14 protein-coding genes are annotated in these 19,211 nt (G+C 55.4%); all 14 read left to right on the top strand.

The features are described from left to right. The 14 genes from purM to KNP83_RS13030 all read left to right on the top strand — a co-directional run bounded on the left by purM (position 1) and on the right by KNP83_RS13030 (position 19,178). Positions 1-1,035: a phosphoribosylformylglycinamidine cyclo-ligase gene (gene purM, locus KNP83_RS13095; RefSeq protein WP_214762864.1), complete on the top strand. Its 1,035-nt coding sequence runs from the start codon at positions 1-3 to the stop codon at positions 1,033-1,035. Continuing rightward, positions 1,032-1,610, top strand: coding sequence for a phosphoribosylglycinamide formyltransferase (gene purN, locus KNP83_RS13090; RefSeq protein WP_214762863.1), 579 nt, complete (start codon positions 1,032-1,034; stop codon positions 1,608-1,610). The genes purM and purN overlap by 4 nt, the downstream gene beginning before the upstream one ends. After that, positions 1,607-3,127 (top strand): bifunctional phosphoribosylaminoimidazolecarboxamide formyltransferase/IMP cyclohydrolase, encoded by a 1,521-nt coding sequence (gene purH / locus KNP83_RS13085; RefSeq protein ID WP_214762862.1) that lies wholly within the window; start codon positions 1,607-1,609, stop codon positions 3,125-3,127. Before purN ends, purH begins: the two co-directional genes overlap by 4 nt. 13 nt (positions 3,128-3,140) lie before the next feature. Next, a complete protein-coding gene (gene purD, locus KNP83_RS13080; protein ID WP_214762861.1) occupies positions 3,141-4,394 on the top strand; it encodes a phosphoribosylamine--glycine ligase in 1,254 nt (417 codons plus the stop codon). Positions 4,395-4,493: 99 nt separating this feature from the next. Beyond that, entirely contained in the window at positions 4,494-6,779 is a 2,286-nt protein-coding gene (locus KNP83_RS13075) for a bifunctional diguanylate cyclase/phosphodiesterase (protein WP_353048569.1), read from the top strand. 179 nt (positions 6,780-6,958) lie between these two features. Continuing rightward, positions 6,959-8,701: an adenine deaminase C-terminal domain-containing protein gene (locus KNP83_RS13070; RefSeq protein WP_214762859.1), complete on the top strand. Its 1,743-nt coding sequence runs from the start codon at positions 6,959-6,961 to the stop codon at positions 8,699-8,701. 67 nt (positions 8,702-8,768) lie between these two features. Then, entirely contained in the window at positions 8,769-9,074 is a 306-nt protein-coding gene (locus KNP83_RS13065) for a YerC/YecD family TrpR-related protein (RefSeq protein ID WP_034781303.1), read from the top strand. A 36-nt stretch (positions 9,075-9,110) separates the two neighbouring features. Further along, complete coding sequence (locus KNP83_RS13060) at positions 9,111-10,493, top strand: TrkH family potassium uptake protein (protein ID WP_214762858.1); 1,383 nt, start codon at positions 9,111-9,113, stop codon at positions 10,491-10,493. Positions 10,494-10,505: 12 nt separating this feature from the next. After that, positions 10,506-10,742, top strand: a complete 237-nt coding sequence (locus KNP83_RS13055) for a hypothetical protein (RefSeq protein WP_021065206.1) — start codon at positions 10,506-10,508, stop codon at positions 10,740-10,742. A gap of 93 nt (positions 10,743-10,835) precedes the next feature. Then, entirely contained in the window at positions 10,836-11,513 is a 678-nt protein-coding gene (pcrB, locus tag KNP83_RS13050) for a heptaprenylglyceryl phosphate synthase (RefSeq protein WP_214762857.1), read from the top strand. 38 nt (positions 11,514-11,551) lie between these two features. Beyond that, on the top strand, positions 11,552-13,768 hold the full coding sequence (pcrA, locus tag KNP83_RS13045; RefSeq protein ID WP_214762856.1) for a DNA helicase PcrA: 2,217 nt from the start codon (positions 11,552-11,554) through the stop codon (positions 13,766-13,768). Positions 13,769-13,777: 9 nt separating this feature from the next. Beyond that, positions 13,778-15,772 (top strand): NAD-dependent DNA ligase LigA, encoded by a 1,995-nt coding sequence (gene ligA, locus KNP83_RS13040; protein ID WP_214762855.1) that lies wholly within the window; start codon positions 13,778-13,780, stop codon positions 15,770-15,772. 226 nt (positions 15,773-15,998) lie between these two features. After that, the gene (locus KNP83_RS13035; protein WP_214762854.1) at positions 15,999-17,864 is read left to right on the top strand and encodes a DUF7507 domain-containing protein; all 1,866 of its coding nucleotides are present in this window, start codon (positions 15,999-16,001) and stop codon (positions 17,862-17,864) included. A gap of 141 nt (positions 17,865-18,005) precedes the next feature. Further along, positions 18,006-19,178, top strand: a complete 1,173-nt coding sequence (locus tag KNP83_RS13030; RefSeq protein ID WP_214762853.1) for a CamS family sex pheromone protein — start codon at positions 18,006-18,008, stop codon at positions 19,176-19,178. Positions 19,179-19,211 lie beyond the last annotated feature (33 nt).

The following is a 19,211-nucleotide window of genomic DNA, read 5'->3' as shown; positions in this document are numbered from 1 at the left end:
ATGAGTTTAAGATATGAACAAGCGGGTGTGAATTTAGAAGCAGGCTATGAGGCCGTATCACGCATGAAGCGTCACGTGGCACGGACGATGCGTCCAGAAGTGATGACCGGGCTCGGCAGTTTCGGGGCGATGATCGACCTCGGCTCGATGCAGTTGAAACATCCGATTCTCGTCAGCGGAACGGATGGGGTCGGCACGAAACTCAAACTCGCGTTCGCGCTCGACCAACATGATACGATTGGAATTGACTGTGTGGCGATGTGTGTCAATGACTGTCTCGTCCACGGGGCCGAACCGCTGTATTTCTTAGACTATATCGCGACCGGCAAAGCGGAACCGGCCAAATTGGAGCGCATCGTCGCAGGCGTCGCCGAAGGCTGTGTCCAAGCGGGTTGTGCCCTCGTTGGAGGCGAGACGGCTGAGATGCCGGGGATGTATCCGGACGGCGAATATGACATCGCCGGATTCGCCGTCGGTGTCGTCGAAAAGGAAGCACTCATCGATGGGCGAACGATTGAAGCGGGGGACATCGTCCTCGGACTCGCGTCATCGGGTGTCCATTCGAATGGATTCTCCCTCGTCCGCCATATCGTTGAATCACAAGGCCTCGCCTATACGGACGAGATTGCCATGCTCGACACGACGCTCGGGAACGCCCTTTTGTTGCCGACACGCATCTATTCCGAAGCGGCGAAAGCGGCCATCGCGACGGGGCGTGTCCAAGGCATGGCCCACATTACGGGCGGCGGGTTTTACGAGAACGTGCCACGCATGCTGCCGGAAGGACTCGGTGTCACATTCGACGCCTCGAATTGGCCGAGCCTGCCCGTGTTCGACTGGCTCGAACAAGTCGGACATGTCTCGAAACAAGAGATGTTCAACGTGTTCAATATGGGTATCGGCTTCATGATCACGGTCCGTCCTGAAGATGTCGCCGTCGTCGAAGCAGCGCTCGAGCGCGCCGGGGAGACGTCGCACCGCATCGGAAAAGTCGATGCCAAACCGGGCGTCCGCATCTTGGGGGTCGACCAGTGAAAAAGTTTGCCATCTTCGCCTCCGGGTCCGGTAGCAACGCCGAAGCGATTTGGCAAGCCATCGACCGAGGCGACTTGTCAGGGGAATGTGTCCTGCTCGTCACGGACAAACCAGAAGCGAAAGTGCTCGAACGGGCGGATCGGTTCAACATCCCGAGCTTCTCATTCGAGCCGAAGGCGTACGCCTCAAAAGCTGAATTCGAACAAGAGCTTCTCGTCTTGATTCAGACGCTCGGCGCCGACTATATCGTCTTGGCCGGGTATATGCGGTTGATTGGGGATGTGTTGCTTGCCGCGTATCCGAAACAAATCATCAACATCCATCCGTCGCTGTTACCAGCGTTCCCTGGAAAAGACGCCATCGGACAAGCGCTCGCGGTGAACGTGCCGACGAGTGGTGTCACAGTCCATTACGTCGATGCCGGGATGGACACGGGCCCAATCATCGCCCAACAAGAAGTCGCCATCGCCGGCTGTGATGCGGCCGAAGCGGCAAGGCGCATCCAAGCGGTCGAGCATCAGCTCTATCCGCGCGTACTACAACAAGTGTTTATCCAACAGGAGGTTTTCAAGTGAGAGCATTACTGAGTGTGTCAGATAAAACAGGAATCGTCGAGTTCGCGCAGACGTTGCATGAAGCGGGTATCGAACTCATTTCGACAGGTGGTACGGAAGCGGCGCTCATCGCGGCCGGCCTCCCGGTAAAAAACATCTCAGCAGTGACATCGTTCCCAGAGATGCTCGACGGACGCGTGAAGACGCTCCACCCGCTCGTTCACGGTGGTCTGCTCGGACGCCGCGATTTAGACTCGCACGTCGAACAGATGAAAGACCATGATATCGAGCCGATCGATTATGTCGTCGTCAACTTGTACCCGTTCAAAGAGACGATTGCGAAAGAGAACGCGACGTATGAAGAAGCGATTGAAAATATCGATATCGGCGGACCGAGCATGCTCCGTTCGGCGGCGAAAAACCATGCCAGCGTGACGGTCGTCGTCGACCCGGCTGACTACGGTCATGTCGCCGAAGCGGTTCTCGCCGGCGGGACGACGTTCGAGACACGTCAGCGCCTCGCCACAAAAGCGTTCCGCCACACGGCGGCGTACGACGCCTTGATCGCTGACTATTTAGGGCAACAGATTGGTGAGACGTTCCCGGAACAGCTCACGGTCACGTATGAGAAAGTACAAGACCTCCGTTACGGAGAGAACCCGCACCAGCAGGCAGCGTTTTATAAGACGCCGCTCTATCACGGGATGACGCTCGCGAACGCGGAGCAACTGCACGGCAAAGAACTTTCCTATAACAATATCCAAGATACGAACGCGGCGCTCGAGGCGCTCAGTGAACTGACGGAGCCCGCAGCGGTCGTCGTCAAACATATGAACCCGTGCGGTGTCGCGGTCGGAGAGACGATTAGCCAAGCGTTCTCACGGGCACATGCGGCCGATCCGGTTTCGATTTTCGGCGGCATCGTCGCCTTGAACCGTGAAGTTGATGTGGAGACGGCAGAGGCGCTCCGGAACATCTTCTTAGAGATCATCATCGCGCCATCCTTTAGTGAGGCAGCACTGGACCGATTGAAAGAGAAAAAGAATCTTCGGTTATTGACGCTCGACATGGGGCAGATGACAGGGATGCGCTTGACAGCCGTCGCGGGCGGTCTGCTCGTGCAAGACGGGGACGACGTGACCCTTGATGATGCGTCATGTCAAATCGTGACGGACCGTCGTCCGACGGCGTCCGAGTGGGAAGACTTGAAGCTCGCGTGGCGTGTCGTCAAACACGTGAAATCAAACGCAATCGTCGTCGCGAAAAATGAAACGACAATCGGCATCGGTGCAGGACAGATGAACCGCGTCGGCGCGGCGAAAATCGCCTTCGAACAAGCGGGTGAACGTGCTCAAGGGGCTGCGCTCGGTAGCGATGCGTTCTTCCCGATGGGTGACACGGTCGAGGCAGCGGCAGCGGCCGGTATCACGGCCATCATTCAACCGGGCGGGTCGATTCGTGATGAAGAGTCCATCGAAGCGGCGAACCGCCACGGTATCACGATGGTGTTCACGTCTGTGCGACACTTCAAACATTGAGAGGAGCGATACGATGAACGTACTCGTAATTGGACGCGGCGGCCGTGAACACGCGCTCGCCTGGAAGTTGGGACAAGACGGACACGAGGTGTTCGTCGCCCCGGGTAATCTCAATATGGACGGTGTGACATGTGTGCCGATCGAAGAGACAGATGTCTCGGCCCTCGTCGGGTTTGCGAAGCGTGAAGGAATCGACTGGACGATTGTCGGTCCGGAATCGGCCTTGATGGCCGGTGTCGTCGATGCGTTTCAAGCAGAAGGACAACGCATCTTCGGACCGACGCAAGCGGCAGCACTTTTGGAAGGCAGTAAAGCCTTCGCCAAAGAAGTGATGCGCGAAGCCGATATTCCGACAGCCGGGTATGACACGTTCACCGATGCCGCGTCGGCGCTACGTCATCTCGATCAGTCGATAGCCCCGCTCGTCGTCAAGGCGGACGGGCTCGCTGCCGGGAAAGGCGTGACCGTCGCGTTCACACTCGATGAGGCGCGCGCGGCGATTCACGACATCTTCGACACCGATAAGTTCGGCGACCAGTCCCGTGTCGTCATCGAAGAGTTTTTGGACGGGGAAGAGTTCTCGCTCATGGCGTTCGTCTCAGGCGAGCACGTCATCCCGATGATTACGTCTCAAGATCACAAGCGTGCGTTTGACGGCGATAAAGGACCGAACACGGGCGGCATGGGCGCATATAGCCCGATGCCCCATCTCGATGATGCCGTGTATGCGGAAGCGGTCGAGCGCGTGCTCTTGCCGCTGGCACGGACGATGGTCGAACGAGGCACCCCGTTCGAAGGATTTTTGTATGCGGGTCTCATCTTGACGGCGGATGGTCCGAAAGTGATCGAGTTCAATGCACGGTTCGGCGATCCCGAGACCGAGGTCATTCTCCCGAACTTGGCATCCCCGCTCCTCGACGTCATCGAGGCGGTCGTGGACCAGAAACCGTATCCGATTGAATGGGTGGACGGATATACGATTGGAGTCGTCGTCGCGGCAGAAGGATATCCGGAGCGAGCGACGACCGGACAGGTATTGTCAGGCTTCGGTGACTTACGAGACGATGTGCTCGTATTCCATGCGGGCACGACCCGTGACGGGGCGGACATTGTCGGCAACGGGGGACGCTTGTTCGTGCTCACGTCGACGAAACCGACTTTGCTCGAAGCGAAACATGCCGTCTATACGGCACTCGAACAACTTGATTTGCCACAGACGTTCTACCGTCGAGACATCGGCGGACGCGCGTTGGCACGGATTTTTTAAAGGATGGGTCAACCCGTCCTTTTTTTCATGCGAAAAGAAGGGAATCCCCACTTCCTGCTCTACAATAATGAAGTAGATTGAAGGAAGAAGGTGGTCGACGTGCGCATTCGGACGAAGCTCATGATTGCGGTGGCCGTGAATATAGTCGTGTTTGTCGGAGTCATCTTTTTTGGGGTCCGTCCTTATTTCATCGAGAAGAGCATGGAACAAGATCGGCAGACGGTCGAGAGTCAAGTCGCGAGCGTGTCAGAGACGCTCGCCAATCGGAAGCATACGCTTGAGCGCACACTCGTCGATTGGGCCGTCTGGAATGACACGTATACGTTCGTACAAAAACGGAACGCCTCCTATGTTCAAAGTAACATTAGCGAGGAATCGCTCGAGAACTTGAGCGTCAACGCGATCGTCTATTTGAATCGGGACGGAGAAGCGTTCTACTCGGCGTTTCGTTCATCGGGGACGACGTTATCGACAGCCGAACAACAAGCGCTCATCAAGGCGGTCACTTCCCGCTTGAGTGATCAGCAGGATGGGCAAAACGGTGTCTATGCAAGCGACTTTGGTCCGACGCTGTACGTCAGTCACCCGATTTTACGAAGTGATCGGAGCGGTCCGAGTCAAGGTACGCTCGTCATGCTCGAATTCGTCGACCAGGCTTTTTTAGCGGATATGAGTAGCCAGACGAAGATTCCGTTAACGATTCAGCCCGCACGTCAGAATCAGACGGCCATCACGGATGGGGTGGCCGGGACCGACGTCGTGATTCCGCTAGGCACCGTGTTTCAACAGTCCGATTTCGAAGTGACGTTCACCGTCGAACAAACGCATTATCAAAATATGGTGGCGATGTTGCGGCTCGGAATGATTGCTCTCGTCGTCCTCGGGTTCGGTCTCTTCTTTTCGTTACTATGGACGATTCACCGTGTCGTGATTCGGCGTCTCATGGAAATCGTCAGCGAGTTGAAAGTGATCACGCTCGAACGGGACAGCCGGCTCCGGCTCAGTCGTGATACGAAGAGCCACGACGAGATTGAACAGATGGCGACGAGCATGAATGAAGTGCTCGCGGCACTTGAAGACACACGCGCCGAAGTGATTGATCGGGCGTTCCGGGACGCGTTGACGTTGCTCCCGAACCGGCTCGCACTCGAGGACTATTTCTTGAACGTGCGCGGCAGACAAGACCAAATCGGCGTGCTCGGTTTGGACTTGGACGACTTCCGGCGCATCAACGACCAGTATGGACACCGAACCGGCGACGCCGTCTTGATTTACATCGCTTCCCGGCTCAACTTCTATAAAGAAGATGGATTTGTCGCCCGAATCGGGGCCGACGAGTTCATGTTCGTCCATCCAGGCTGGACGCTCGAACAATTGCAGCCGGTCGCCAGGCGGTTGACCAAAGACTTGAAAAATTGGGGCGAGGTCAACGGGGTGAAGGGGATGGCTGTGACGATCGGAATCGATGTGTTCACTTGCGCCGAACCGAACCATACGTACGAAATCATGATGGGCCGGCTCGATGTCGTCATTCATGAGGCTAAACTGTCAGGGAAGAATCGGGTGCTCACCTTCCAAGAGATCGAGGATGGGAGTCACTATTTACAGACGCTCGAGATGGAGCGCGATCTTCGACACGCCCTCGAACATGAAGAGTTCGAACTGTATTACCAGCCGATCGTGTCGCCGCGCCCGTTTGCCGTACGTGGTGTCGAGGCGCTCATTCGGTGGAACCATCCGACGAAAGGTCAAATCTCGCCAGGATTGTTCATCCCGGTCGCCGAACAGCTCGGTCTCATCTCTGATTTGGGCCGGTGGGTACTCGAACAGGCCGTCCTCGAGATGAAAGACCACGTGACGCACCATCACTTGTTCCTGTCGATTAACGTGTCGAAGCGCCAAATCGCCGATGGATCGTTTTTGGCTTCATTAGAACGCGTGTTGACAAGTTCGGGATTTGATCCCCACCGTCTCCATGTCGAGATTACCGAGAGCGAGGTCGGCGGCAATTTATATGAACTGCAGCAGTTCATTCAATCGCTCAAGGCTATCGGTGTCAAAATCTCGCTCGATGACTTCGGAGTCGGCACGTCGTCGCTGTCGTTTTTACAGTCGCTTCAACTCGATTTGATTAAAATCGACCAGAACTTCGTCAAAGGGATTCCGGAGAACACGTTCGACCGGGCGTTGCTCGAAGGGTTATATCAGACGTTTCATACGCTCGGGCTCGATATTGTCACCGAAGGGGTCGAGCGTCCAGAACAGCTCGCCTTCGTGCTCGAACATAGCAGTTCCCTCATTCAAGGCTATCATTACAGCAAACCGGTTCCGCTCGCTCAACTCGAGCATTATTTGAAAAAGACGGTCACGATGTACGATTGGTGAAGGCGTCTCCCACGGGAGACGTCTTTATTTGTGTGAATTTCATGTGAATTCCGTTACAATGGGCAACATAACTTGCGAGCCTTTCAGAGAAAAGGTAAACTTGAACCAGATGAAAGAAAACGCTTACAAAATTATTGTCTGATAATAATGGCGAGGCGATAAAGGGAGGATTGGGTTCGATGCCACCAAAACGATCGGCGCGGGCACCGTGGTCTAAAGCGATGATTCGGTCACAATTAGAAGTCGTGAGCCAAGTCAGACCACCTTCGCTCGTATTGACGAATGCCACATACTTAAACATGTACGTGAAGCAGTGGAAACAAGCAAACATATGGATTGAGCATGACCGAATCGTCTACGTCGGGCCAGACATGCCGAAAGCGGCCGTCGAGACGGTAGACGTGTCAGGGAAATACATCGTGCCGGGCTATATCGAGCCGCACGCGCATCCATTCCAACTTTATAATCCGGCGACGCTGTCGAAGTATGCAGGCGAGCGGGGAACGACGACGCTCGTGAATGACAACATGCTTCTTTTTTTACAAAATAAGGAGCAAGCGTTTGCGCAACTGGAAGCGATGCAACAGCTTCCGACGAGCACGTATTGGTGGGCCCGTCTCGATACACAGACCGAACTCGACCGTGATAGCGTGCTCGTCGACTCCGAGCGGGTTCACGCTTGGTTCAATCACCCGGACGTCATCATGGCCGGGGAATTGACGGCTTGGCCGCGAACGTTAAAAGGTGATGACGAGATGCTTCAGTGGATGCTCGATGCGGAGACGTGCGGGCTCCCGGTCGAGGGGCACTTCCCAGGTGCCTCGGCGAAGACGTTGACGAAGATGGCGCTGATGGGTGTCCACAGCGACCATGAAGCGATGACGGCCGAAGAAGCGCTCTGTCGTCTTGAACACGGCTATACAACGACTCTCCGTCATTCCTCGATTCGTCCCGACCTTCCAGGAATCATCCGCGGACTGCTCGACGCCGGACTTGAGGCGTTCGATCATCTCATGGTCACGACAGACGGGTCGACACCGGGATTTTATCAAGACGGGCTTCAAGACGCGCTCGTGAAAATCATGATTGAGGCCGGATTGCCTCCGATTGAAGCGTACCGCATCGTCTCGTTGAATGTGGCGCGACACTTTGGGCTCGATCACGTCCTCGGTTCGATTGCACCGGGCCGCATCGCCCATCTCAACATTCTCGATGCGATCGATGAGCCACGTCCGAGCGCTGTCATTGCCAAAGGGCAATGGATTTATCGGGACGGGGCGTCCGAGTTTCCGAACGAGCTCGTCGATGCGGCACTTACCTTGATGCCGTCGACGAACGTCGACATCGAACTGACGCCGAACGACTTATCGTTCAGCATGCCGGTCGGGCTCGACATGGTCAACTCGGTCATCATGAAACTGTTCAAAATCACGCACGATACCGGCCAAGATGAGTTGCCGCGTGACGGAGACGAGTCGTTCCTCATGTTGCTCGACAAAGAGGGCAAATGGCGCCTCAATACGGTGTTGAAAGGATTCGCCAACGACTTCGGCGGTCTCGTCAGTTCGTATTCGATTAGCGGTGACTATTTGATTCTCGGGAAATGCAAACGAGACATGTTGACGGCGTTCGAGCGGATGAAGGAACTCGGCGGCGGCATCGTCCTCGTCGACCGCGGTGAAATCATCGCGGAAATCCCGCTCCCGCTCTGTGGCATGACGTCGAAGGAGCCGGTCGAACAGTTGATCGTCCAGGAAGAAGTGTTGCGGGCCGAACTGCTCGCCCGCGGATACAAGTTCGAAGAACCGATTTATACGCTCTTGTTCTTGGCATCGACACACTTGCCATATGTCCGGGCCACACCGCTCGGAATTTACGAAGTGATGAAGAAACAAATACTATTTCCAGCAATTTTACGATGAACAGTTGAGTCCGAGCCGGTCGTGCTTTAGAATGATAAAGAAGTACGATGAGAGAGGATGCTTGCGGATGCAACTCGATAAATTACGAGGTCGAGAGCTCGATCAGCTGTTTGAGGCGATTTTGAAGCTCGATACACTCGAAGATTGTTATCAACTATTTGAAGATTTAGCGACCGTGAACGAAGTACAGGCGCTCGCCCAACGACTTGAAGTGGCCCGCCAAATTCGTGAAGGTAGCACATATCATAAAATTGAAGAAGCGACAGGTGCTTCGACAGCCACCATTTCCCGTGTCAAGCGTTGCTTGAACTACGGATCGGGCGGTTATGATCTTGCCCTTGAACGTCTACAACAATCAGAAGGTGACTCGTAAGAGTCATCTTGTTTTTGATGGGAGAGGAGGGGCGAGATGCAAGACAAGTTTATGAAACGAAATTTACAGCTGTTCTTTCGAAACCTGACGCCGGTCCAGACACTCGTGTTGATTTACAGCGCGGCGGTCGTGTTGTCGATTATTCTGCTCGCCTTACCGATTGCGCGACAGCCAGGGGTCACAATCACGTTCACCGATCTCGTCTTTTTTGCGGTCAGCTGTGTCAGCGTCACCGGCTTGACGCCAATCGTCGTGACGGATACGTTTTCGACGTTCGGGCTGTTCATCATCCTGTTCATCGTCCAAGTGAGCGGGGTCGGTTTGATCAGTTTGCACGTCATCATGTGGATTTTGCTCGGAAAGCGAATCGGCTTTCGCGAGCGTCAGCTGATTTTACGGGACCAAAACCAGACGTCGATGTCTGGAATCGTGAAGTATATTGCGGAAATCGTCATCACGGTTATCACGATTGAAGCGATTGGGGCGATCCTGCTCGGTGTCCACTACTTACAATACTTTGATACGGCCAGCGAGGCGTTCCTGCAAGGCTTGTTCGGTTCAATTAGTGCAACGACGAACGCCGGGTTCGATATCACCGGTAGTTCGCTTGCGCCGTTCCGGGAAGATCCGTTCGTCATCTTTACGCAAATCGCGCTCATGACCGGTGGCGCCATCGGGTTCCCGGTCCTCGTCGAGATTCGCACCTATTTGACGAACCGGATTATGCGGAAACGGGAGAATTTCCCGCGCCGCTTCTCGTTGTTCACGAAATTGACGGTATCGACGTTCTTCGGATTGATTGCGGTCGGGACCGTCGGCTTGTTTCTATTTGAATACAACAATGCATTCAAAGACTTACCGCTCTGGCTCGCGCTTTCGGACTCGTTATTCCAGTCCGTGACGACGCGAAACGGGGGCTTGACGACGGTCGACGTCAACTTGTTCTCGGAAGGCAGCATGTTGCTCTTGTCGATTCTGATGTTCATCGGGGCGTCCCCGTCCTCGGTTGGTGGTGGGATTCGGACGACGACGTTCGCCGTCGCCGTGCTCGGTGTCGTCGCGTTTATTCGCGGGGACTCGTCCATCAAAATCTTCGGGCGTGAGATCGTGCTCGAGGATATTTGGAAAGCGTTCGTCATCATCACGGTGTCACTGGCCGTCTTGCTCACCGGGGTCATGGTGCTGACGTTCTTCGAAGACGCATCGCTCACCCGGATTTTGTTCGAGGCGTGCTCGGCGTTCGGAACGACCGGCTTGTCGGTCGGATTGTCCGCTGAGTTCAGTAACGTCGGCAAATGGGTGCTCACGATCCTCATGTTCATCGGTCGAATCGGTGTCATCGCCTTCATCTTGATTTTGCAGCGGAGACAACCGAAACGGATGTACAACTATCCGAAAGAATCAATCATCTTAGGCTAAGGAGCTCAGATCATGAAGGCTTTTTGGATCAATTTTGGTTACGTGTTCGCCGTTCCGGTGTTGCCGTTCATTGCGGTCGTGAACGGAACGGCGCTCTGTTCGCCAGATTCACCGTTACTCGAGATTCCAGTGCTCGGCTTCTTTTTAGCCAATCCGCTCTGGTTCATCCCGGTGTATGGACTGTTCGCACTCGTCGTCGCCAAATGGATGACGGCCCGCGAACAAAAGACGCACGCCAGACGTGCTTGAGACTTGCCTCGGCAAGTCTTTTTTTGTTCAACAGATGCACGCGACGGGAAAAATCGCTACACTAGAGAAGGTATCGAAGGGGAGGGAAGCCGAATGGATTTTCAATCGTGGCGCCACGTGTTTAAACTAGATCCGAATAAACCGCTTGATGATTCGGCGCTCGCGGCGCTCATCCGTTCGGGCACGGACGCTTTCCTCATCGGCGGGACGGACGGGGTCGACGCGGAGAACACGTTCGCGCTCTATACTCGTCTCGAAGGATGCGGCATCCCGCTCGCGCTCGAGATGAGCCATCCCGAGCAAGTGATTCGGGGCTTCGACCATTATTTCATTCCGACCGTGTTGAACGCGGGTCACGTGGACTGGGTCATCGGTCATCAAACGAAGGCGTTCGAGCGATACGGACACTTGTTTCATGCGGATGTGACCGGGCAAGGCTATATCGTCTTGAATCCGGATGCGAAAGTGGCTCATGTGACCGAGGCGAAGACCGATTTGTCCATCGAGGCAACGATTGCCTATGCGGAAGCGGGCCATCGGTTGTTCCGTCTGCCGTCCTTGTATGTGGAGTATAGCGGCACGTTCGGATCGGTCGAGCTCGTCCGAGAAGTACGGTTGGCCGTGCCGGACGCCCATCTGTTTTATGGGGGCGGCATCACCGGATACGAGTCGGCCCGAATGATGGCTGAACATGCAGATACGATCGTCGTCGGCAATGTGATTTATGACAATTTCGAAGGAGCGCTTGCGACTGTCGCGGCACTCCGATAAAATAAGAACAAATGTTTGGATAGGGAAAGGAAACGATTATGTATAACTTGAGTGAAGAATTAGTCAAAGGCATGAACCCTCCGCAAGCGGAGGCGGTCAAATATACGGACGGCCCGTTGCTCATCATGGCAGGAGCGGGGTCTGGGAAAACACGTGTGTTGACGCATCGCGTCGCCTACTTGATGGCGTCGAAACAAATCGCGCCGTGGAACATTCTCGCCATCACGTTCACGAACAAAGCGGCCCGCGAGATGAAAGACCGGATCGCCCGCCTGGTCGGTGGTGTCGCGGACGACATTTGGATCTCGACGTTCCACTCGATGTGCGTCCGGATTTTACGCCGTGACATCGATCGCATCCGTTATGACCGGAACTTCTCGATTCTCGACTCGTCCGATCAATTGACGGCAATCAAGCAAGTGCTCAAAGAGCTCAACCTTGACCCGAAAAAATATGAGCCGCGGACGCTGCTCGGCATGATCTCGAACCATAAGAACGAACTCCGCACGCCGCAAGATGCGGCCGCGCTTGTCGGCACCAACCCGTATGAAAAAGTCATCTCGGACGTCTACACGGCGTATGAGAAGAAATTGAAGCAGAACAACGTGCTCGATTTTGACGACTTGATCATGAAGGCGATTCAGTTGTTCCAAGAAGCGCCGGACGTGCTCGCGTTTTATCAGAAGAAGTTCCAATACATCCACGTCGACGAGTACCAAGATACGAACCGAGCCCAATACACGCTCGTCAAGTTGCTCGCGCAGGCGCATGAGAACTTGTGTGTCGTCGGTGACTCGGATCAGTCGATTTATCGCTGGCGCGGCGCCGACATCGCCAACATCTTGACGTTCGAGAAGGATTACCCGAGCGCGCACGTCATCTTGCTCGAACAAAACTATCGCTCGACGAAGCGGATTTTGGAAGCGGCGAACGGCGTCATCCAGAACAACTCAGGTCGAAAAGACAAGCAGCTCTGGACGGAGAACGTCGAAGGTGAGAAGCTCCTCTTACACGTCGCTTCGGACGACCGGGATGAAGCGTTCTTCATCATCAATCAGATGAAAGAGCTGCGCCAAGAAGGCATCGATTACGGCGAGATGGCCGTCTTGTACCGGACGAACGCCCAGTCACGCGGACTCGAGGAGATGCTCCTCAAGTCGAATATCCCGTACAAGATGGTCGGTGGGACGAAGTTCTATGAACGGAAAGAAATCAAGGACATCTTGGCGTACTTGCGGTTGATCGCCAACCCGGACGAGGACATCTCGTTCGTCCGTGTCGTCAATGAGCCGAAGCGCGGTATCGGGGCGGCGACCGTCGACAAGCTCGGTGATTTCGCCGGGATGCAAGGCGTGTCGCTCATGGAAGCGATTCGTGATATCGAACTTTCAGGGATTGCGCCGCGCACAGCGACGAAGCTGAGTGAATTCCGGCAACTGATGGTCGACTTGCGTCAAATGGCCGACTACTTGTCGATTTCGGAATTGATTGAAGAAGTGTTGAAGAAGTCAGGCTACGAAGAGATGCTCAAAATCGAGAAGACGCTCGAAGCCGAGAGCCGACTCGAGAACTTGCAAGAGTTCCTCTCGGTCGCGCAAAACTTCGAGAAAGAGAGTGACGAGCAGACGCTCGTCGCCTTCCTCACCGATTTGACGCTCGTCTCGGATCTCGACACGCTCGAGGAAGTCGATGAGTTGCATCAAGTCACGCTCATGACGCTCCACTCGGCCAAAGGGCTCGAGTTCCCGGTCGTCTTCTTGATTGGGATGGAAGAAGGGTTGTTCCCGCATAGTCGCGCCTTGAACGACCCGGAAGAGATGGAAGAAGAACGCCGTCTCGCCTACGTCGGCATCACGCGGGCCGAGAAGCGGCTCTACTTGACGCGGGCCCAGTCCCGCATGTTGTACGGTCGCTTCCAAAACAACCCGGAGTCGCGCTTCTTGCATGAGTTGCCAGAAACGCTTCTCGAGCGTTCAGGAAAAGCGAAGAAGCCGATGCCATGGAATCCGGTCGAGTCGCCAGGGAAACTGCCGGTGAACGGCTTCAGCTCGAAACCGAAACCAAAACTTGCCCAGTCGTCGGGCGCCGAATCAATCGGTTGGAACGTCGGGGACAAGGCCAATCATAAAAAATGGGGACAAGGCACGGTCGTTCAGACGCGTGGCGAAGGCGATCAGCTCGAACTCGATATCGCTTTCCCGGCCGTCGGTATCAAGCGCCTGCTCGCCAAATTTGCCCCGATTGAAAAAGCGTGAGGTGATCATATGGAGATGGTAGAACGCGTTGAAGCGATTCGTCAAAAGCTAAATCAATACGGGTATGAATATTATGTGCTCGACCGACCGAGTGTCCCGGATGCGGAATACGACCGTCTCATGAACGAATTGATTGAAATCGAGACGGACTATCCGGAACTTCGGAGTCCGGACTCCCCGACGCAACGGGTCGGCGGGGCCCCGCTCGATGCATTCGTCAAAGTGACGCACGACACGCCGATGCTGTCGCTCGGGAACGTCTTCTCGAAAGACGAGCTCGTCGAATGGGTCGAACGGATTGAGAAAGACCTCGGCTACAGTCCGCTGTTCGTCGCCGAACTCAAGTTTGACGGGCTTGCAGTATCGCTTAAATACGAAGATGGACGCCTCAAACGTGGTGCGACGCGCGGGGATGGAACGACCGGGGAAGACATTACGCAAAACTTGAAGACGATTCGCTCGATTCCGCTCCGCTTGAACGAGGACGTCACGTTCGAGGTGCGCGGTGAGGCGTACATGCCGAAACGGTCGTTCGAACATTTGAACGACGAGCGGGAACGTCTCGGTGAACCACTGTTCGCTAATCCGCGCAACGCGGCGGCCGGTTCACTTCGACAGCTCGACTCGAAAATCGCGGCGTCGCGGAACTTGGCGTTCTTCGCCTACGGGCTCGTCTCGTCAGACGACCTCGTCGCCTCGCACGACGAGTCGCTCGAATATTTACGCCGACTCGGCATCGCGGTCAGCCAAGAATACACGACGTGCCATACGGCGGATGAGTTATGGGACTATATCGAAACGTATGTGACGAAGCGGTCCGAGTTGCCGTATGAGATTGACGGCATCGTCATCAAAGTCGCAGCCTATGAAGAGCAAGAACAACTCGGTTTCACGGCGAAGAGCCCGCGATGGGCCGTCGCGTATAAGTTCCCAGCCGAAGAAGTCGTGACGACGATCGAGGACGTCGACTTCAGTGTTGGACGGACCGGCAAAGTCACACCACGCGCGCGGTTCGCACCGGTTTCGGTCGCCGGGTCGACCGTGACGTATGCGACGCTCCATAACGAGGACTTCATTGTAGAGAAGGACCTTCACATCGGGGACCGGGTCGTCATCAAGAAAGCGGGAGATGTCATCCCGGCCGTCGTCTCGGCGCTCGTCAGTGAGCGGACAGGGGAGGAGACGGAAATCGTCTTCCCGACCCATTGCCCAGCTTGTGAATCTGAACTCGTCCGTTTAGAAGGCGAGGCAGACCATCGCTGTGTCAATCCGGAATGTCCGGCCCAACTGCTCGAAGGGCTGATTCATTTCGTATCACGTCCGGCGATGAATATCGATGGGCTCGGTGAGAAAGTGATCACGCAACTCCATGCGTCCGACCTCGTCCATAACGTGGCCGACCTGTATCGTCTCGACCGGGATGCACTGCTCGCGCTCGACCGGATGGGTGAGACGTCGGTGACGAACTTGCTCGCGGCGATCGAGCAATCGAAACAGAACTCGCTCGAACGGGTGTTGTTCGCGCTCGGCATCCGTCTCGTCGGACAAAAAGCGGCCGTGTTGATTGCGGAGCGGTTCGAGACGATGGAAGCGGTCATGGAGGCATCGGTCGACGAGTTGACATCAATCGATGGCATCGGGATGAAGATGGCCGAATCGATCGTCTTATACTTCGAGAAGCCAGAAGCCCGTGACCTCGTCCGCGAACTCGGCGAAGCCGGTGTCAATCTGACGTTCAAAGGGGCAAAACGACCGGTCGACGCGGATGCACCGCTCGCCGGGAAGACGGTCGTCTTGACCGGGAAATTGCATGAGATGACGCGTGGCGAAGCCGGGAAGCAACTCGAACTGCTCGGTGCGAGCGTCACGGGTAGCGTCAGTAAGAACACCGACCTGCTCGTCGCCGGCGAGAAGGCAGGCTCGAAACTGACGAAAGCCGAGTCACTCGGCATCGAAGTGTGGGATGAGGCGGCATTGCTCGCCTTCTTAGCCGATCAAGCTTGAACAAGGTCCTCCTTAAGGAGGGCTTTTTTTTATTGACCTGATTTTCAAACGTTTCTGGTCGCGAGCAGGTTCGGGTCCTCACGGGACGGGTAATGATTAGTATCTACAAATACTTTTTTGACACCAAGACCTTACACCACGACTCGCGCACACTCATCCTCCATCCCTCTCCTGTGCCGGAGCGTGTCATCGCAGACGTTCAGACACCTTAGAGGAGGGGACCACCATGCGAAACACCGCCCATCGTTTTATCGCCCTCATCACTTTCGTTCTCCTATTGATCAGCATGTGGGCACCGAATGCCGCAAATGCGGACACGACACTGACACCGACGACGCTTTACGCCCAAATCGAGTTCAGCACCGAAGAAATCGAAGCGTACGATGACGCGAGCTTGATTTATGCGGACGTCACGTATTACGGGGCGCGTGAAACGTCAACGATTTGGCGGTTCATGATTGACGCGACCGAGGTCGACGTGACGACAATCGACCAAGTCACCTTATATGACAGTGCCGGTGTTCCTTATTCATTTCCGGGCGCTGTCTATGCGTTTCAGCTAGAGGAACTGACAGGCGAGTCGAGCGAACCGGGTGATGACGGGACGGAGCCGGTGCCGGACGTCGACACACCCGTCGAGCCTCCACTCGTGGAGCCGGAGCCAGCACCAGAGGAACCTGTCACCGAAGAAGTGACCGCACCTTCCGCTACCCCAGCGGTTGCTATCGATCAATTGGTGCTCGGAGCCGACGGGCCGATCGAGCGTGTGTTGAGCGGAGATTTGGTGACGTATCGGCTCGTCATCGATGTGACGGGCACACCGATTGAGAACTTATCTGTGACCGACACGGTGCCGGAAGCGTTGACCGTCGTCGCGGATTCGGTCGAAGTGCTCGGCCCGGAAGGCGCGGTCGCCCCGACGACCGTGAGCGGACCACCAGCTTTCAATTGGATGTTCCCGACGATACCGGTCGGGACGACGACGATTCAGTTCGACACGTTTGCACCAGACGTTGCGAGTGAGACCGTTGTGACGAATACGTTCTGTATCGGCGTCGAAGACGAGACGGTTCCTCCTGCCTGTTCGGAGGCGAACGTTACGGTCGTACCGAACGATACGATCGGCCTTGAGGTCGGGAAAGAGGCCAACATCGACCAAGCCGTCGTCGGTGGGATGATCCCGTATACGTTCGTCATCGAGAACACAGGTGAGACGGCGCTCACCATCACATCCATCGAGGATGAGTTCTTTAGCGGCGACATCGACGCGAAGACGGTCGACACATTCAATGCGAACGTCCGTGAGCGCTTATTGGCACTCGTCGGCGAGGACGGGCTGCTCGCTGGGGAACGAGTCGAGACGACCGTCAACTTATCGATTCCAAGCGATTACGATCGGACGAACGCCCCTGAAATCGGGAACGTGTTCCGCGTCGCGGCGACCGATGCGTACGGTCGGGTCATCGATGCGGAAAGCCAACAAATCGTCTTATTGAATCAAGCCGACTTCACCGTCACGAAGACGGCACGTCCCGAGACGGTGCATCCTGGCGAGGCGATTCGCTATACGTATACGATCACGAACACGTCGAACGTCACGTTGTACTTCGTCGATGTCCTCGACGAATGGACGAGTGGGGCGTTGACGACGAAAGAGCAGCGCGAGACGACCGAGACGCTCCGAGATGGCATGCGTGCCCTTGCCGAAGTCGAGAACGGATTGGTCCCTGGTGAAGAAATCGTGCTCGAGATGGAGAAAGTGCTCTTGCCATCTTATGATGTGCGGGCCGGTGCCGTGCTCACGAACCGGACGACATTCACGTTCGAAGTCAATCGTGAAGCGCGCGTGTCGCGGACGGTCGAGGCGACCGTGCATGTGAAACAAAGTATCCCGAAACCGGACAACGATGACCGGGATGACCGAGATGAATCGGTCTATGTACCAGAACCGACGACTCCGGTGACGCCAGACCAGGCGACCCTCCCGATGACCGGTACGACAAAAACGTGGGGAACGGTACTTGGTCTCGTCTTGATCGGGCTCGGTCTCTTGTTCGTGACGCATCGACGTCGCCCATCCACGAAAGCGTGACGTGGACACCCTTCAACTGGCGTTGAAGGGTGTTTTGACGTGAATTGGCACTGATTCCGCTTCGACACTTTTTTCAACGGATGATTTTGTTATAATGGACGAAGTGTAACGAAACGAATCATTAAAGGAGTTCAGACATAGATGAAATGGAAACAGATGCTCATCCCAGCTCTCGCCGCGACGGTTTTTCTCGGCGGATGCTCTATGAAAATCCCGATGGGGGAAGAAGAAGTCACACCGACAGGCGAAGAGACGGCAGCCGAAGGGGTCACTCAAGCGATTCAAGCGCGTGATTCGTATTACCAGATGGTCATTCCGTTCAAACCGGCTGCGGCCCGAGGACTGGCGCAACGTCAAGTCAGCTCATCGCTCGAACTCGAAGAAGTGGAGCTTGGCCTCATGCGCCATTCGACCGGCGCGTTCGATCCGGAGAAGTACGCCTATCAAGAAGGACAGCTGTTGACGAGTGAAGACGTATCGCGTTTGCTTGGCCGGAAAGACAAGACGTCGGAAGGACTCGTCCCGCTCAACCCAGCGTATGCGAATGGGACGGCCGAAGTGGCCGAAGAACAGTTCGTCGAGGAGAATAAAAAATCTCCTCTCTATTTGGCATCGCTCGTCGAACAGAACTATATGACGAAAACGGATAGTGGCTATCAACTCGGCGGTGTGTCATTCGCCTTGATTTTGAATCAAGAGTACGTGTTCCAGGCGCCGAACTTCGGTCCGACGTATACGGAAAAATTGGACGAGAAGAAAGTCATCGCCGAAGGCGAACGGATGGCCAATGAACTCGTCGCCCAGTTGCGGAAACGCGAGGACTTTAAAGACCTTGATATCAATGTCGCATTGTACATGAAAGCGCCGCAAGGTTCACCGACACCAGGGAACTATATCAAATCGGCATTCGTCGGTTCAGCCGATGAAGTGGCGGCAAACGACTGGACCGCCATCGACGAGACGTATTATTACTTCCCGTCCGCCACGGCGACGAATGAAGTACGCGACGATGCCCAAAAGTTCTCTCTCTTCAGTGACCGGATTGCCGATGTGTTCCCAGATTTCAGCGGCATGATCGGGAAAGGTTTTTATCAGAACGGGGACTTGTCACGAATCGAGATCGACATCCCGATCCAGTTTTATAGCCGGGCCGAGCTCGTCGGATTCACCCAGCACGTCGTCGGTCTGCTTGAGAACCGGTGGGAGTACAACCGGAACGTACCGGTCCGCATCAACGTCACCTCGCTCGGTGGGGAGCAAGAAGTGACGATCGTGTTCGAAGAAGGCATGGACAGTCCGAAAGTATACTTTTAATCGTAAGAAGGCATCGTGATGAAACGATTGCCT

It is taken from the genome of Exiguobacterium sp. s146 (genome assembly GCF_018618415.1).
Classification (GTDB): Bacteria; Bacillota; Bacilli; order Exiguobacteriales; family Exiguobacteriaceae; genus Exiguobacterium.
This window is presented reverse-complemented; position numbering and strand designations above follow the sequence as displayed.

Bases quoted from the DNA above. Each gene is read 5' to 3' on its own strand.
- purM (WP_214762864.1), top strand. From the start codon at position 1: ATGAGTTTAAGATATGAACAAGCGGGTGTGAATTTAGAAGCAGGCTAT.
- purD (WP_214762861.1), top strand. From the start codon at position 3,141: ATGAACGTACTCGTAATTGGACGCGGCGGCCGTGAACACGCGCTCGCC.
- KNP83_RS13070 (WP_214762859.1), top strand. From the start codon at position 6,959: ATGCCACCAAAACGATCGGCGCGGGCACCGTGGTCTAAAGCGATGATT.
- KNP83_RS13065 (WP_034781303.1), top strand. From the start codon at position 8,769: ATGCAACTCGATAAATTACGAGGTCGAGAGCTCGATCAGCTGTTTGAG.
- KNP83_RS13060 (WP_214762858.1), top strand. From the start codon at position 9,111: ATGCAAGACAAGTTTATGAAACGAAATTTACAGCTGTTCTTTCGAAAC.
- KNP83_RS13055 (WP_021065206.1), top strand. From the start codon at position 10,506: ATGAAGGCTTTTTGGATCAATTTTGGTTACGTGTTCGCCGTTCCGGTG.
- pcrB (WP_214762857.1), top strand. From the start codon at position 10,836: ATGGATTTTCAATCGTGGCGCCACGTGTTTAAACTAGATCCGAATAAA.
- pcrA (WP_214762856.1), top strand. From the start codon at position 11,552: ATGTATAACTTGAGTGAAGAATTAGTCAAAGGCATGAACCCTCCGCAA.
- ligA (WP_214762855.1), top strand. From the start codon at position 13,778: ATGGAGATGGTAGAACGCGTTGAAGCGATTCGTCAAAAGCTAAATCAA.
- KNP83_RS13035 (WP_214762854.1), top strand. From the start codon at position 15,999: ATGCGAAACACCGCCCATCGTTTTATCGCCCTCATCACTTTCGTTCTC.
- KNP83_RS13030 (WP_214762853.1), top strand. From the start codon at position 18,006: ATGAAATGGAAACAGATGCTCATCCCAGCTCTCGCCGCGACGGTTTTT.